16 protein-coding genes and 1 pseudogene are annotated in these 14,491 nt (G+C 66.9%); 2 read left to right on the top strand and 15 right to left on the bottom strand.

Going from position 1 to position 14,491, the window contains the following annotated elements:
- Positions 1-94: 94 nt before the first annotated feature.
- Genes AC1DEM_RS13995 through AC1DEM_RS13985 form a run of 3 tightly spaced genes read right to left on the bottom strand, consistent with a single transcriptional unit; the run spans position 95 to position 3,093 of the window.
- Positions 95-856 (bottom strand): ABC transporter ATP-binding protein, encoded by a 762-nt coding sequence (locus AC1DEM_RS13995; RefSeq protein ID WP_476884922.1) that lies wholly within the window; start codon positions 854-856, stop codon positions 95-97.
- Positions 849-1,925, bottom strand: coding sequence for a FecCD family ABC transporter permease (locus AC1DEM_RS13990; protein WP_476884921.1), 1,077 nt, complete (start codon positions 1,923-1,925; stop codon positions 849-851). Before AC1DEM_RS13990 ends, AC1DEM_RS13995 begins: the two co-directional genes overlap by 8 nt.
- The gene (locus tag AC1DEM_RS13985) at positions 1,915-3,093 is read right to left on the bottom strand and encodes an ABC transporter substrate-binding protein (RefSeq protein ID WP_476884920.1); all 1,179 of its coding nucleotides are present in this window, start codon (positions 3,091-3,093) and stop codon (positions 1,915-1,917) included. Before AC1DEM_RS13985 ends, AC1DEM_RS13990 begins: the two co-directional genes overlap by 11 nt.
- 194 nt (positions 3,094-3,287) lie before the next feature.
- On the opposite strand from AC1DEM_RS13985, the gene AC1DEM_RS13980 reads away from it, so the two are divergent.
- Positions 3,288-4,061: a DUF6390 family protein gene (locus AC1DEM_RS13980; protein WP_476884919.1), complete on the top strand. Its 774-nt coding sequence runs from the start codon at positions 3,288-3,290 to the stop codon at positions 4,059-4,061.
- A 69-nt stretch (positions 4,062-4,130) separates the two neighbouring features.
- Here the strand turns inward: AC1DEM_RS13980 and AC1DEM_RS13975 are convergent, their stop codons facing one another.
- The 12 genes and pseudogenes from AC1DEM_RS13975 to AC1DEM_RS13920 form a co-directional block, all read right to left on the bottom strand.
- The gene (locus AC1DEM_RS13975; protein ID WP_476884918.1) at positions 4,131-4,388 is read right to left on the bottom strand and encodes a HypC/HybG/HupF family hydrogenase formation chaperone; all 258 of its coding nucleotides are present in this window, start codon (positions 4,386-4,388) and stop codon (positions 4,131-4,133) included.
- A gap of 27 nt (positions 4,389-4,415) precedes the next feature.
- The gene (locus tag AC1DEM_RS13970; protein ID WP_476884917.1) at positions 4,416-4,988 is read right to left on the bottom strand and encodes a hydrogenase maturation protease; all 573 of its coding nucleotides are present in this window, start codon (positions 4,986-4,988) and stop codon (positions 4,416-4,418) included.
- Positions 4,989-4,996: 8 nt separating this feature from the next.
- Entirely contained in the window at positions 4,997-5,116 is a 120-nt protein-coding gene (locus tag AC1DEM_RS13965; protein ID WP_377988209.1) for a DUF6893 family small protein, read from the bottom strand.
- Positions 5,113-6,687 carry a hypothetical protein gene (locus tag AC1DEM_RS13960; RefSeq protein WP_476884916.1) on the bottom strand — a complete coding sequence of 525 codons (1,575 nt, stop codon included), beginning with the start codon at positions 6,685-6,687 and terminating at the stop codon, positions 5,113-5,115. Before AC1DEM_RS13960 ends, AC1DEM_RS13965 begins: the two co-directional genes overlap by 4 nt.
- Positions 6,684-7,325: a DUF6084 family protein gene (locus tag AC1DEM_RS13955; RefSeq protein WP_476884915.1), complete on the bottom strand. Its 642-nt coding sequence runs from the start codon at positions 7,323-7,325 to the stop codon at positions 6,684-6,686. Before AC1DEM_RS13955 ends, AC1DEM_RS13960 begins: the two co-directional genes overlap by 4 nt.
- Positions 7,318-8,049: a DUF5947 family protein gene (locus AC1DEM_RS13950; protein WP_476884914.1), complete on the bottom strand. Its 732-nt coding sequence runs from the start codon at positions 8,047-8,049 to the stop codon at positions 7,318-7,320. Before AC1DEM_RS13950 ends, AC1DEM_RS13955 begins: the two co-directional genes overlap by 8 nt.
- A complete protein-coding gene (locus AC1DEM_RS13945; protein WP_476884913.1) occupies positions 8,046-9,020 on the bottom strand; it encodes a NifU family protein in 975 nt (324 codons plus the stop codon). Before AC1DEM_RS13945 ends, AC1DEM_RS13950 begins: the two co-directional genes overlap by 4 nt.
- A gap of 6 nt (positions 9,021-9,026) precedes the next feature.
- Positions 9,027-10,820: a nickel-dependent hydrogenase large subunit gene (locus AC1DEM_RS13940; protein ID WP_476884912.1), complete on the bottom strand. Its 1,794-nt coding sequence runs from the start codon at positions 10,818-10,820 to the stop codon at positions 9,027-9,029.
- A gap of 25 nt (positions 10,821-10,845) precedes the next feature.
- Entirely contained in the window at positions 10,846-11,904 is a 1,059-nt protein-coding gene (locus AC1DEM_RS13935) for an NADH-quinone oxidoreductase subunit B family protein (RefSeq protein WP_476884911.1), read from the bottom strand.
- Positions 11,905-11,961: 57 nt separating this feature from the next.
- Entirely contained in the window at positions 11,962-12,645 is a 684-nt protein-coding gene (hypB, locus tag AC1DEM_RS13930; RefSeq protein WP_476884949.1) for a hydrogenase nickel incorporation protein HypB, read from the bottom strand.
- A gap of 87 nt (positions 12,646-12,732) precedes the next feature.
- Positions 12,733-12,855 (bottom strand): annotated as a pseudogene (locus AC1DEM_RS13925) (hydrogenase nickel incorporation protein HypB); the annotation flags it as partial.
- A gap of 2 nt (positions 12,856-12,857) precedes the next feature.
- A complete protein-coding gene (locus AC1DEM_RS13920) occupies positions 12,858-13,187 on the bottom strand; it encodes a hydrogenase maturation nickel metallochaperone HypA/HybF (RefSeq protein WP_476884910.1) in 330 nt (109 codons plus the stop codon).
- Positions 13,188-13,567: 380 nt separating this feature from the next.
- Here AC1DEM_RS13920 and AC1DEM_RS13915 point away from each other — a divergent pair, with 380 nt between their 5' ends.
- On the top strand, positions 13,568-14,467 hold the full coding sequence (locus tag AC1DEM_RS13915; RefSeq protein WP_476868002.1) for a ParA family protein: 900 nt from the start codon (positions 13,568-13,570) through the stop codon (positions 14,465-14,467).
- Positions 14,468-14,491: the final 24 nt, after the last annotated feature.

The raw sequence follows: 14,491 nt of genomic DNA, 5'->3' as shown, positions 1-14,491 counted from the left end.
CGTTCAACAACGGCCCAAGTTGAGCGGACACACCACCGCTAGATGACGCCCGAAGCGCCCGGCAGCTCAGCTGCCGGGCGCTTCGGCGTTCGAATCAGCCCCCGTCCGCGCCGAAATCTGTGCCGAAGGGGGTGACCACCGTCCGGCGGGGCGTCCCGGCGTCGTCGTAGTTCAGGGTGCTGACGCGGACGCCGTACAACGCCGAGAGTTGCGCATCGGCGAGGAGCGGCCCGGCAGGACCAGTCACCACACCCTCGGCGCCCATGAGGACCACCGAGTCTGCGAGGAACAGGGCGTGGTCCGGGTGATGGGTGCTCACCAGCAGCGACATCCCGGTCCGCACGAGTTCCCTCAGGAGTTGGAGCACCCGGACCTGGTTTTTCAGGTCCAGCCCGGTGGACGGCTCGTCCAGGACAAGGAGCCGCGAACCGCCCGCGACGGCCCGTGCAATGAGGACCAGCTGCTGCTCGCCCCCGCTCAGGGTGGGAAACAGCCGGTCGGCCAGGGCCGCGATCCCCACCCGGTCCATGGCCTGGAGCGCGGCAGCCCGGTCCCGGGTGCCGGGGGACCGGAAGACGCCGATGTGGCGGGCACGGCCCATGACCACCATGTCCAGGGCCGGGTAGCCGAACGTGCTGCCGCGGGCCTGCGGAACGTATCCGGCCGTCTCGGACCTGCGCACCGCCCCCTCCTGTACTGCCAGCAGGCCGGCCGCGCAGCGCACCAGTGTCGTTTTGCCGCTGCCGTTTGGTCCCAGAACCGCAGTCACGGTGCCCGGCGGCACCGAGAAGCTCAGATCCTTGAACACCCAGTTCTGCGGTGAGTAGCCAAACCCGGCCCCGCGCAGCTCAAGCACCGTCCCAGATCCTCTCCCGGTTCCGGCGCAACAGCACGAAGAAGACTGGTGCCCCGATCAGCGCGGTGAGGACGCCCAGCGGGATTTCGCCGGCCGTGGCGGTGCGCGCGATGGTGTCGATGGCGACGAGGTACGCCCCGCCGAGCAGGAATGAGACCGGCAGCAGGACCCGGTGGTCCGGGCCCACCCACATCCGCGCCAGGTGCGGGATGACCAGCCCCACCCAACTGATGACCCCGCTGACGGCCACGGCACCGGCCACCATGAGGGCCACGGCGGAGAGGACCGTCCAGCGCAGCGGCCGCGGCCGGAGCCCCAGGGCCGTGGCGTCGTCGTCGCCGAGCGAGAGGACGTTGACCCGCCACCTCAGCGCCAGCAGGACGACGCCGCCGGCGGCGATCGGAATGAGGGCCACGAGCACCTTCCCCCACGTAGCGGTGGAGACGCTGCCAAGCAGCCAGAAGACGATCGCGGGAAGGGTGGTGAACGGGTCCGCCAGATACGTCACCAGGGCCACCAAAGCGGAGAAGAACGACGCCGTGACGATACCCCCGAGGACGACCATGAGGATGTGGGCCCCGCCCCGGCCGGAGGTGATGAGGAAGACGATGGCCAGTGCCAGCAGCCCGAAGCCGAACGATCCGCCCACGAGGGCCACGGGACCCAGTCCCAGCAACAGGGCCAGGGCGCCCCCGAAGGAGGCCCCGGATGAAACGCCGATGACCTCAGGGCTGACCAGGGGGTTGCGGAACACAGCCTGCAGCGCGGCCCCGCCGATTGCGAGGCCACCACCGACCAGCAGGGCCAGCAGGACCCTGGGCAACCTGACCAGCAGCACCACGTTTTCCTCAGCCGCGGGCAGGGTTGATCCGATTGGAAATACCCGGGAGGCCAGGATTTCCGCGACATGGGGGAGGGACACGTTGTACCGGCCGCTGGCGAGTGCAAGGGCCGACACTGCGGCCAGGACGGCCAGGGAGAGCAGGCAGGGCCCGAGAACCTGGCGCAGCCCTGGTCCGCGGCGGCCGCCAAGGTATCCCGTGGTCAGAGGCTGGGCCTCACGAAGCATCGAACTGCCGGTAGTTGGCCGAGGCGCCATTGACGTCAGTCCACAGGATCTTGTCCATTTCCGGCGCTGACGGCCGGTGGCGGTACAGGAAATCGAAGTAGTCGCTCGTCTCGTCCCGCAGCGCGGACCGGTTGCCGGAGGGGAAACTGATGTCGCTGAGCCAACGCCACATGAGCGGCGATTCCTGGCTGGGGGGATCCCAGCGGTATCCGCCCAGCGGGACCTTGTAGACGCGCTTGGAACGCACGGCGGACACGCTTTGCCACACCGGGTTGCCGTAGAGGTCCCCGGGCATTGCTTCGTCGAAGTTCCCGAGGAGAATGACCTCCGGATTCCAGGCCAGGACCTGTTCGACGTCCACGCCCACCATGCCCTTGCCCTGGAGCCCCTGCGGGCCGGTTGCCGGATTGTGTGCGCCGGCGAGCTTGATGTAGAAGTCGTTGTAGCTGCCGTTTCCGGCGACCTTGAGCCCGCCACTGAACCTGTTGAAGTAGATGATGCCCGGGCCGCCGGTGGCGCGCGAGGCGGCCTCGGCCTGAATGGACTTCTGGTGCTCGTCACTGCGCGCCTTCATCTGCACAGCGCGGTCCGGCTGCCCCAGCATCGTTGCGAAGAGCGAGGTCCAGGTGTCCACGTCCTGCTGCGTCCCGGAGTTGGTGATTCCCAGGACTTTCATTCCTGCCTGTTCCAGCGAGGCTGTCAGTTGCGCATCGCTCCACTGGACCACGACGTCGGGGTTCAGAGCCCGGATGCTCTCGACATTGGGCGTGAAATCGGTCGTGGCGATGTCGTGCGGGATATTCAGGGCCTCCGGGTACATGGTGCCCATGATGCCGTCGCGCATGGCGGCCCAGGAGGCGTTGTGCATCCCGGCGAGATGGCTTGCGCCCTGGTCGACGGCGACCAGTAGAGAGGCGGCCGGCATGGGGATGGTCACGACGCGGGTGACCGGACGGTCGAAACTCAGCACGGTCCCGCGCTGGTCCGTCACCTGGATCCCGGCCGAACCGGAGGCGGAATTCGGTGGTGCCGTGCCAGACTGTGCCGTACCTGCCGACGGCGACTGTGGCGACGCGCTTCCCGGGGCACAGGAAGCCAAGAACAGCGCCCCTCCGCCGTAGAGGGCCGCTGCCAGTACTGATCGTCGGTTGGCTTCGGGGATGTTCATCGGCCTACCTCCCGGGAAGGACCGCACAGCGGCGGCCATCCGCTCCGCGCCGGCAACACCAATGATCCCGGGACGGCATTCCCTCACAGCATCTGCCGAATGCGCAGGGGTGTCAATGCATGTAACTCGGGCATTGTTAGTGGTCGGGGGCGGTGCTAGCCTCGCACTTATCCCCTGTGAAACGAGGCCACGGGATGCAAGTCAACGGCGCTCAACTCTTTGTCCGGTACGCATATCCGCCGAATTCGCGGGGCAGTTGCGGACCGCCTGACAGCGATGCGCTTTTGCACTACGGCCAGTCCGGGGTGACCGACGCGGGCTTGCGCGAACTTGCCAAGGGGTTCGCCGGTGCGTGGCCGTACCTGGAGCTCATCGCAGGTGCCACAGGCAACCCGGACCCGCTTGATTACGGGGTGGTGGAGGCCTATTGGGTGGGAAACGCGCTGCTGGACTCCGTGGGTGTGCGCAGCATCGGCAATTCCATGGAGGACAGGTTCCGCGCACGGACCGGCCATCAGTTTCCGCACCTGATGGAAGGGGTCATCGCCGGCGGCGTGCCGCACCACAGCTTCCATGTGCTGGAAATCTATCCGTGGCTCGGACTCCTGCGCGATGATCGACGCTCATCCACGGCACTGAACGTCCTTGACCAGTGCCGCATCCGGTGGGGCGAAGTGGTGGCCGTCGAAGGGGACAACGCCCTGGTGCGCTCAAGGCCCCTGGTTTGGGACGGAATAGCGCTCTCGCTCGGCGAGCCAGTGGTCGAGACAGCCAAGTACGCCGTGGCCGGGACCGGGTTCATCGCCGACCTCACGGCGGGCGACATGGTGTCCCTCCATTGGGACTGGGTATGCGACCGGCTGACGCCCGGCCAGCTCCACCGGCTCCAGCACTACTTTGCCCGCCACCTCAAGATCGCCAACTCCGGCGTGGAGCACCGCGGTGCCGCGATTGCCCTGGAACAGTGAAATCCGGACAGTGAATCCCGGATAGTGAATCCCGACAGTGAGCCCCGGACACCTGAGCAGGGAACAAGGCTAGGGAACGGTGTCGGTAGGGTCCGGGCCTCGGCCCATGAGCTCAAGTCCGTTCATCGCACGGTCGGCGCCATCCTGGTCCACACGCTCCAGGGCGAAGCCCATGTGGATCAGGACCCACGTGCCGCACTCCAACGGACCGTCGTCGAGAAGCCCGATGTTGATCTTTCGCTGCACGCCTGCCACATCCACGAGCGCCAGTTGCCCGTTGTAGCCGTCGATCACTTCAATAATCCGGCCCGGTATTCCCAAGCACATCCGCGCATCCTCCTCAGCCTGTTCTTCTCACCCTGCAGCATCTGGGCCCGCGCTCGCAGTCGCTGCGTCCGCGGACGATAGGCGGGCCGAGACCAAGGTGCGCACTGCCTCCACGGCTGCGGGGACGGCACGGGACACTTCCTCGGACAGTTCCATGCCGTCGTCTGTGCGCCCTGCGATGCAACCCACCAGGTAAGTCTCGGGCAGCGATCCGCCCAGGACGCGGAGGCGGCGCAGGACAGCCAACGGGTCCATGCCATGCGGATCGAACCCCGGGTTGACCGGCAGGCCGGCTGGCGTGAGCGGGCCGCCAGGCTCCAGATCCTCCGCCCGGATCTTCAGGATCCGGAGCGCCCCGGCGCTGGTGCTCCCGTCCGCCGGGGCCGGAAGCACATCCACGAGCACCAGCGCATCCACCCCGTCCAGGAGATCGTAGGCTAGGTGCAGCCCGCGGACCCCGTAGTCCCGCACCTGAACGTCCTCTGGCGCCCATCCGGGCAGGCCGGACACCTCCTCCGCCAGGCGGCGGGCGACGGCCGGTCCGAATCCGTCGTCGCTCAGGAACACGTTCCCGACGCCGGCCACGAGAACCCCGCTCACATCGGGCCTCACATCCTGGAAATTCGCACGTAGCGCTTGATGTCAGGAATCGAACGCAGTCCGACGACGGCTGCTGCCAGGCCCGCGGCCAGCAGGAGCACGACGGTCATGATGCCCAGACCTTTCATGATGATGGTTCCTTTCCGTTATCCGGGGGCGGCGCCGCGGTGAGCGGCACGAGCTCCTCGGGGGCGAAATACAGGTATCGGCCGTACCATTCCTGCAGTTCGGCCGCCGGGTCGGCCTCGAGGACCACCGCGACGTGCGTTCCGCCGTCGACGTCGAAGTGTACTCCTGTGACGCGCCCCGATTTCCCGGCGAAGAAGAGGTCCTGGGCATCGGCGCGGCGCAGCGGAACAACCCTCACCCGGCTGCCGCGAGAGACCGGGACGCCGTCGATGAAGACGGTGTCCGATTCCGGATCGACGGCGGCGTCCCGGGCCGGATCCCACCAGGGCGTATCGGCGCCGGTGGTCTCATCGCGGGTCTCGTCGGTGGTCTCGTTAACAGCACCGTCGCCCGGAACGGAGAATTCGGGGACGGAGAATTCGGGGCCGGAAAATTCCGTATCTGAATAGTCCGGGACCGCAAAGCCGGGGAAGTCTCCGTACCCGGAGGTCCCGGGTCCGCCCGGCGAACCGGTGTGCGGGTTCCGCAGGATGCCGTGCAACTGCTGCAGCTCCTCGGCTGTCATGTTTTCGCAGCGTTCGATGATCGCCGCCGCCCGGGCATCGGTTGACCGGGCCTCCGCCTTTTCCTCATCGGTCAGCGTGAGCACCCGCAGGGTCAGGATTTCATCGATCTCCGTCGCGTCGAACAGCTCCACGGTGCTCTCCGGCGCCACCGCGGGATGGTCATAAAGGATGATCGGGGACAGCAGCAGGACGTCGCGCTGCCCCTTGGGGCCGGCGAGCACGGGCCAGCAGCGGCGCTGGCGACAGGAAGCCGCCGCGGACGACGCCCACTCCGGCGGATCGATCACCGAGAGGAAGTCGGCATCGTGGACAGCGAGCAGGACATGGGCACCGATGAACGAGAGCTCGATGGCGGAACGTTTGTCGGCGGTGGCCGCCGCCGTGTTCTCGACCGTGACCCTGAGACGCCAGAGAGGGCCATGCGCCGGCACGGCCGTGCTGCCGGCAGCGGCCGGCACCTGCGCCGGCATCTGAGTCGGCACTTGCATCGCCATCAGGCGCAGCTCGCCGCTGAGGTGCCGACGCCGGCGCACCAGCCGGCCGGCCGTGGCGCCGTCGGCATCCAACACCGGCTCGATGGCCTCGGACGCCGGGACGTTGAGCGGCGCGCGCACGCCCGCGGCAAGCTGGCCCAGGCTGTACGGCCCGAGCGTGATCTCCTGATCCGTTGCCTCGTCCCAGCTGAGCCACCGGGACGCACCGACGGTCAGTTCTTCGACAGGCGTGAAACCGCTGTCATCCGCGCGCTCGGCGGACCGAGTCTGTAGGTGCAGGAAGCGAAGATGGACGTCCACCCGGGCTACGGGTCCCGGCTCGAGGAGGCAGTCGGCAGCCATGTCCGGCTCTTCACCGGTGCCCGCGGCTGCAGCGCCCGGCGGCCCAAGCACCCCGAACTGCCAGCGCGCCTGGTTCTTGGCAGACGAGGCGCGGTACGGGTACAGGAGGTACCCCTCATAGAGGACAGCGTCGGCGACGGCGCGTGCCAGGCTGAGGCCGGCGTTCACGGTACCGGGTCACCCGCCCCGGCCAGCAGACCCTCGATGGCGGCCTCCCAGGACGTCAGGCCGTGGACGGCCTTGTATTTGGCCAGGGCAGCCAGGACGTCGCGGTCCAGCCGTATCCATCCCTGGTTCGGGAAGAACGCGTCCATCAGCGCGCGCCAGGCCGCCACGGGCAGGGCGTACCGGGCTTCCCGGTCCCAGGGGATCTGCTCGACGCCGAAGCCCGCCGCGCCGCGGGTGAAGACTGTCCCGGAGAAGAGGAATTCCAGCGGAATGGTCCCGTCCCGCAGGGAGTTCAGGTACTTCGCCGCGGAGACCTCGAAGTCGAAGGTGCAGGGGAGCGGCAGTTCCACGTCAACGCTGTCCGCAAATCCCTGGACCAGAACGCCGCTGTGCATCCACATGAACGGCTTGAGCGTGATGGGCCACCGCCCGCGGCCGCCGAAGAGTTCCAGCAGCCCGGCTTCCTCGTCGGCGTCGTAACCGCGGCGCTGGGCCAGGATCCGCACCTGGCAACGCAGGGCCATGGCATGGATGGCGGCACCGCTTCGCTCCTGGATCCGCAGGCGAGCGCTCAGCTGGGGTGCGGCCGCATAGAGCTCCGGGGCGATATCCAGCACGCTGAATTCGAGGTCAACCATGGCGTGCCTCCGGGTCTGCTGCGGCCGGAGCGGGGGCGGGCCTGCTGCGGCTGCTGATCCGGTCGAAGAAACCGACGAGCTCCTGGCGGGACTCCTGGCCGCCGTCGAAGCCCTTCCACACCCGCCGCAGGCGGCCCACCAGCTCGTAGCACGCATCGATGGGGACCAGATGGCAGTCCGCCCGCTCCCGGTCGGGGCCGGGGGAGCGGATCAGCAGGGCCTCCGTGTCCGGGGCGAGCACGGTGATGGCCGGGTTGGCGGCCTGGACCGATGCCCAGGCGTTCAGGGGAAGTTCAGACTCCGTGGCGCCCGCCGGGCTCGGATAGAAAGCAGCGGTACGGCCTAGAGCGGAGTTGAAGAAGAAGAAGGCCAGGCCCACCGGGATTTCCAGCTCGTCCCATTGGGCAGGGCCGAGTTCGAAGGGCTCGAAGGAAAAGTAGCGGTCGGGGACGGAACGGTAGCGCAGTTGGGCCGACGAGTCCGTGAACAGGAGATAGCAGGGCCTGCACGTGCACAGCAGCGAGCGGCTCTCCATATCCACCACGTGCTGGTGGGCCTCCGCAATGGGCTCAGCACACATCTCGCAGCGCTCGCCGGCGGGCTGGGCCGGACGGGTGGAGGCTATCCTGCGCAGCACGGCGAGCGCCGACGCGCTGTTGATCCCGGCCCTGTTGATCCCGGCGCCGCTGACTCCGGCACTGCCGGGGTCTGTGCCGCTGGTCACAGCGGCTCCGCCGTGGTGGGGACGGCCACGGAGGGAACACCGTCGCGGAGCAGCAGTGGAAGGGGATCAAGATGAAGCGCCTTGTCCTCGAGGCAGGCCCCGGCCTTCCGGACGTCGAAGTGGCTGCGGCAGTGCGGGCAGCGCAGCAGCCCGCCGCCTACCGGGGCGGCCAGCGCCCGCTGCAGCGAGGCGCCCGGCATGGAGTGGGTGCAACGGGGGCACCGGTCCACGAACGCGTAAACGTCCGGGCCGATCCGGCACGTGAGCACCTCGACGCCGGCCACCAGGAACCCTGCGACGCCTCCGGACTCCAGCTCGGCGAGGGCGGGGACCGCCTGCCATGCGCCGGAGGCCGGCGTGGCGGCTCCGTGGGCCGCCCACTCCGGCGCGTCGCCGGGTGCGCCGGCGCCCGGCGGGCCGCCCAACCCGTCCAGCCGCGAGCGCAGGGCGCCGACCGGGATCAGGGCAGGAACGGAGGCGGGGGCCGCCTCCTCCACCTCGATGCCGGTCACCTCGGGCGCCGCGGTTTCAATGGCGTCCTCGACGGCGAGTTTGAGGGTGACCGACGACGACGGACAGCCTTGGCAGCTGCCCAGGAGCCTCAGCCGGACCACGCCTTCTTCGCTGATGCCGAGCAGTTCCACATCCCCGCCGTGCGAGCCGAGGTAGGGCCGGACAGAGTCGAGGGCTCCCGCGACTCTCCCGGGCAGGTCCACGGGGTGCAGCCCGTGGATCAGCAGTAGGCCTGACACCAACGGGTCGGACGTGAGGGCGGAGACCGTTCCGGGGCCGAGCACACCCTGCGAATCCAGCACTTGCAGGATCCGTTCCAGCCCGGCACCGTACAGCTCCGTTACCTGCCGGACCAGTTCCTCTGCCCGGTCCCGGGCCACAGGACCGCCGGAACCCAGCGCATCGAGGAGGGAACTGATCCGTTCACCTGCCGAGCCCAACAGATTCTCCCGGTCCATGGCTGACTACTCACCGGTCAGCGACTGCGTCGGGGAGTGCAGCAGGTCCAGCGTCTGCCCATCCCCTAGATACATGTGGACGCCGCACGGCAGGCAGGGGTCGAAGCTGCGGACGGTGCGCATGATGTCGATGCCCTTGAAATGATCGCGGTCGTTCTCCTCGAAGATGGGCTGGCCCTGTACCGCGTCCTCATAGGGACCCGGCGTTCCCTCGGAATCGCGCGGGCTGGCGTTCCACGGCGTCGGCGGGTAGGGATGGTAGTTGGCGATCTTGCCGTCGCGGATCACCATGTGGTGTGAGAGCACGCCGCGGACGGCTTCCGTGAAGCCGCAGCTGATGGCTTCATCCGGCACCTCAAAGGACTCCCAGGTCTTGGTGCGGCCCGCCCGGATCTCCTCGAGGGCCTTTTCGGCGAAGTGCAGTGCCGCGGCGGCTGCGTAGGCCTGGAAGTAGGTCCGCGCACGGTTGCGCTCCAGTGTGTTGCTCCACTGTGGGATCTTCCATTCCAGAGTCACCGGGCCCTTCAGCGCAGTCTTGGGCAGCTCGATCTGGACGCTGCTGCCCGTTGACTTCAGGTAGCCGGTGTCGACCAGTCCCGCGAGGGCGGTCGACCAGAGCCGGGCCAGCGGGCCACCGCCGGTATCGAGCGCCAGGTTGCTTTGGCCGTCAGACCACCGCGGTGACATGACCCAGCTGTACTTGTCCTCCAGGTCGCGCTTCTGCGGCCGCGGATTGGTGTGCTGGTTCCAGGGGTGCCGGCGGTCCACCGGATTGCCCAGTGGATCGCGGGTGACGAACATTTCCTGGTCGCCCCAGTCCTCGTAGTACGACGAGCCCAGCATGATCCGGATTCCCAGGTTGATCCGCACCAGGTCCGTGGTCACGAGTTTTCCGTCCACCACGACGCCGGGGGTGACGAACATCTTCCGGCCCCACTCCGTCATGTCCTTGTAGGCGAAATTGCAGAACTCCGGATCCTGGAAGGAGCCCCAGCAACCCAGCAGGGTGCGCCGCAGCCCCACCTGCTCGTACCCGGGCAGGGCCTCGTAGAAGAAATCGAAGAGGTCATCGTGCATCGGCACGACCTTCTTCATGAACTCCACGTAGCGCATGAGTCGCGTGAGGTAGTCCGTCATCAGCTGGATGGTCGCAACGGTGCCCACGCCGCCGGGGTAAAGCGTGGAGGGATGGACATGCCGGCCCTCCATCAGGCAGAACATTTCCCGGGTCATCCGGCTGACCTGCAGCGCTTCGCGGTAGAACTCCCCGGTGAACGGGTTCAACGAGCGCATGATGTCCGCGATGGTGCGGTAGCCGTGGTCGCCTGCGTGCGGGGCCGGCGTGTTCTCGGCTTTGGCGAGCACCGACGGGTTGGTTTCGGAGACCATCTTCTCGCAGTAGTCAACGCCGACCAGGTTCTCCTGGAAGATGTTGTGGTCGAACATGTACTCGGCGGCCTCGCCCAGGTTTACGATCCATTCGCCGAGGTGCGGCGGCTTCACCCCGTAGGCCATGTTCTGCGCGTAACAGGAGCAGGTGGCGTGGTTGTCGCCGCAGATTCCGCAGATCCGGCTCGTGATGAAGTGGGCGTCCCGGGGGTCCTTGCCGCGCATGAAGATGGAATAGCCGCGGAAGATCGATGACGTGCTGTGGCATTCCACCACTTGATTGTTCTTGAAGTCGACCTTGGTATAGATGCCGAGGCTCCCGACGATCCTTGTGATCGGGTCCCAGGCCATCTCCACCAGGTTCTCGCCCGCGGAACCGTCCGCCGGGGGCATCGGAATCGTCGAAGTCATTGCATTGCCTCTCTGCCTAGCGTCCCTACCAGGTCCGCTTGGCGCCGGTCAGCAGATCATTACCGGGTTTGCGCCAGCGTGGTTCCTGGTCCAGCGTGTGCTTCGTGATGTTCCGCAGTGTCCTGATGGTCTTGCCGTAGGGCATGACCGACGCGGTAGACAGCTTGCCGCCAGGAGGTTCGTCCATGAACGGCATGAACTTGTCCGGGAATCCCGGCATCGTGCAGCCGATGCAGATACCGCCCACGTTCGGGCACCCGCCGATTCCGTTCATCCAGCCACGCTTGGGCACGTTGCACTTGACCACAGGTCCCCAGCAGCCGAGCTTGACGATGCATTTCGGGGACCCGTATTCGGTGGCGAAGTCGCCCTGTTCGTAATATCCCGCGCGGTCACATCCCTCGTGCACCGTCTGGCCAAACAGCCATGTTGGCCGGAGCGCCTCGTCAAGGGGAATCATGGGTGCCTGCCCGGTGGCCTGGTACAGCAGATACGTCATGGTTTCGGACAAGTTGTCGGGCTGGATGGGGCAGCCCGGGACGCACACGATCGGGATCCCGGCCTTGGACTTCCAGTCATAGCCGAGATAGTCGGGCACGCCCATGGCCCCGGTGGGGTTCCCGGCCATGGCATGGATGCCGCCGTAGGTCGCGCAGGTTCCCGCCGCGATGATGGCCGTCGCCTTGGGGGCCAGCCGGTCCAGCCACTCGCTGGTGGTGATCGGCTGTCCGGTGTCGAGGTTGTTGCCGAAGGCCGCCCAGTAGCCGCCCGGGGCGTGCAGGTTCTCATTCGGGATGGACCCCTCAACCACCAGCACGAAAGGTTCCAGCTCGCCGCGGTCCGCCTTGCGGAACCACTCGAGGAAGTCGTCGGCCCCCTGCTGCGGGCCGCATTCGAAGTCGATCAGCGGCCAGTGCATGGCGATCTTGGGAAGTCCGGGAAGTGCACCGAGGGCTATCTCCTCGACACTTGGCTGGGTTGCCGCCGTCAGGGCCACGGAGTCACCGTCGCAGCTGAGTCCGGCGTTAATCCACAGCACGTGGATCAAAGTTTCTTCCGCTTTCAATGCAGTAGCTGTAGGCATCGTTGCCTCCTTCGGAGCCCCGCCCTGCGGCTGCGGCTCGAATGTTGCGTCAGCAGGTCAAACGCGTAATCCACCGGAGCGCGGCGCGCCCCCGGCGGCAGCCGCCGCCAGATGGGGATTCTTCCGGATCCACTCCAGCCAGCCATCCATGCCGTCGCCGGTGGTAGCTGACAGGGTCAGGACGTCGACGCCGGGATTCAGCTGGCGCGCCTGGCGCACGCAGCGTTCGACGTCGAACTCCACATAGGGGAGCAGGTCTGCCTTGTTGATGATCACCAGGTCGGCAGCAAGGAACATGTGGGGGTATTTCTGCGGTTTGTCATCGCCCTCCGTAACTGAGATCACGACGACCCTGGCCGATTCGCCGAGGTCGAACAATGCCGGGCACACCAAGTTGCCCACGTTTTCGATGAAGAGTGCCGAGCCGGGCACGGGGTCCAGCGCGTCCAGGGCGCGCTGCAGCATCCCGGCATCGAGGTGGCAGCCTGCTCCGGTGTTGATTTGGATCACTGGGCGCCCCGTGGACCGTATCCGGTCGGCATCCAACGACGTCTCCTGGTCCCCTTCGATGACACCGATGTCCAGTTCCCCGGCCAGTTCCTGAATAGTCCGCACCAGCAGCGTGGTCTTGCCGGCCCCGGGGGAACTCATGACGTTAAGGGCCCGAATGCCGCGTCCTTCCAGCCATCCACGGTTGCGTGCGGCGAGGAGGTCATTCTTGGCGAGAAGATTCTCTTCCAACGAAATGACGGTCCGTCCGTCCGGCGCGTGGCTGTGAACATGGTCGTGATCGTGCGGATGGTCGTGGTCGTGGTCGTGATCGTGCGGGTGTTCGTGATCGTGATCGTGGGGGTGCGGATGCTCGTGCGGGGCTGCAAGGGGGTGTAACGTTCCCTCGACATCGGAAACCCTGGTCCCGGCGTCGTCGCCGCATCCGCACGTGGCACACATGTCTACGCAACCTCCACCGAGGTGACCACGAGTTCCCGGCCACTGACGATTTCGACATCGGCACTGCCGCACGGACAGAGCAGAAACATGTCCTCAAGGACGAATTCGTCGCGGCAGCTTCGGCACCTGGCCCGGCCCTCGGACTCATCGATCGTGAGGACTGCCCCGGCCAGCGGCGTGTCAGCTGAAACGACTTCGAAGCAAAAGCGCACGGCATCCGGCAGGACGCCGCTCAAGGGGCCAATCCGCAGGTTAACGCCCGTGACGGGGCGGTCGCCGGTCCGGTTCAGGACCGCCTCCACAAGACCTTCGGTAATCGCAAGTTCATGCATGAGCCGTTGCCACCTCGTCGTTTCAATGTAGGCCCGCAGGGTACAAACTTCAATACGCCCGCTATAGCCCCGCCGTACCCCCGCAATAGGGTCGCGAAAGGGTCGCGGCCGCCGGTCGCCGAGCCCGCCGGCCGCGCCTGCCGCCTCCCTTTAGCCGGTTCCGGCACAGCTGCCAGCGTGCTCCGGCCGCCGTGCCCGGCCGGGAGTGCAACCTTCGACTTCAACCAGAACGTCAAGGCACAGCGGCTGCCCCGGTGTCAAGGTCCGGCGAATACCGTGTCGGGCGCTGTAACCTTGGGAGGAACGCGCTGGGCTCTGAGAGCCCGGAGGCGGCAATATGAAGCACGACAATCACCGTCATCGAAAGTGTGGATAGATACGTGAGCAGCGAGCAGGGTTCAGCAACTCTGGAAGGCATCGAACTCGACCTGGAAGACGCCGTCATGGGCCCCACCGGGCGGCCCCAGCGCGACTTTCCGGAGCCCGCACCGCTGTCTTCCCACGGCCCTGCGCGGGTCATCGCCATGGTGAACCAGAAGGGCGGGGTGGGCAAGACCACGTCCACGATTAACCTCGCCGCTGCCCTGGCCGAATACGGCCGCCGCGTGCTCTTGGTCGATTTCGATCCCCAGGGCGCCCTGTCTGCCGGCCTGGGCACGAACCCGCATGAGCTCGATCTCACCGTGTATAACGTGCTGATGGACCGCAAAGTGGACATCCGCGACGCCATCCAGAAGACCGGCGTGGAAAACGTGGATCTGCTCCCGGCCAACATCGACCTCTCCGCCGCCGAGGTGCAACTGGTCAACGAAGTGGCCCGCGAGCAGGTCCTGGATCGGGCACTGAAAAAGGTCGAGGACGACTACGACGTCGTCCTGATCGACTGCCAGCCCTCACTCGGGCTTCTCACCGTCAACGCGTTGACAGCCGCCCACGGCGTCATCATCCCGCTGATCTGTGAATTCTTCGCCCTGCGCGCCGTGGCGCTGCTCGTTGAAACCATCGACAAGGTCCAGGACCGCCTCAACCCGCGCCTGCAGGTCGACGGCGTGCTCGCCACGATGTATGACGCCCGGACCCTGCACGGGCGCGAAGTGATCGCCCGCCTGGTGGAGGCCTTCGGTGACAAGGTCTTCGAAACCGTCATCAAGCGCTCCATCAAGTTTGCCGACGCCACGGTTGCCGCGGAGCCCATCACCACCTACGCGGGCAACCACGTCGGTGCCGACGCCTACCGCCGCCTGGCCAAAGAGCTGATCTCGCGCGGCGGCGCGCCCTAGCCAGGATCGTGGCAGGCGTCTCCT

Source organism: Arthrobacter sp. 05T420 (genome assembly GCF_056396305.1).
This window is presented reverse-complemented; position numbering and strand designations above follow the sequence as displayed.

What these genes read in the sequence shown, in the direction of transcription:
- AC1DEM_RS13985 (WP_476884920.1), bottom strand. Translation starts at nt 3,093, where the DNA reads ATGAACATCCCCGAAGCCAACCGACGATCAGTACTGGCAGCGGCCCTC.
- AC1DEM_RS13990 (WP_476884921.1), bottom strand. Translation starts at nt 1,925, where the DNA reads ATGCTTCGTGAGGCCCAGCCTCTGACCACGGGATACCTTGGCGGCCGC.
- AC1DEM_RS13955 (WP_476884915.1), bottom strand. Translation starts at nt 7,325, where the DNA reads ATGGTTGACCTCGAATTCAGCGTGCTGGATATCGCCCCGGAGCTCTAT.
- AC1DEM_RS13980 (WP_476884919.1), top strand. Translation starts at nt 3,288, where the DNA reads ATGCAAGTCAACGGCGCTCAACTCTTTGTCCGGTACGCATATCCGCCG.
- AC1DEM_RS13940 (WP_476884912.1), bottom strand. Translation starts at nt 10,820, where the DNA reads ATGACTTCGACGATTCCGATGCCCCCGGCGGACGGTTCCGCGGGCGAG.
- AC1DEM_RS13965 (WP_377988209.1), bottom strand. Translation starts at nt 5,116, where the DNA reads ATGAAAGGTCTGGGCATCATGACCGTCGTGCTCCTGCTGGCCGCGGGC.
- AC1DEM_RS13920 (WP_476884910.1), bottom strand. Translation starts at nt 13,187, where the DNA reads ATGCATGAACTTGCGATTACCGAAGGTCTTGTGGAGGCGGTCCTGAAC.
- AC1DEM_RS13945 (WP_476884913.1), bottom strand. Translation starts at nt 9,020, where the DNA reads ATGGACCGGGAGAATCTGTTGGGCTCGGCAGGTGAACGGATCAGTTCC.
- AC1DEM_RS13935 (WP_476884911.1), bottom strand. Translation starts at nt 11,904, where the DNA reads ATGCCTACAGCTACTGCATTGAAAGCGGAAGAAACTTTGATCCACGTG.
- AC1DEM_RS13975 (WP_476884918.1), bottom strand. Translation starts at nt 4,388, where the DNA reads ATGTGCTTGGGAATACCGGGCCGGATTATTGAAGTGATCGACGGCTAC.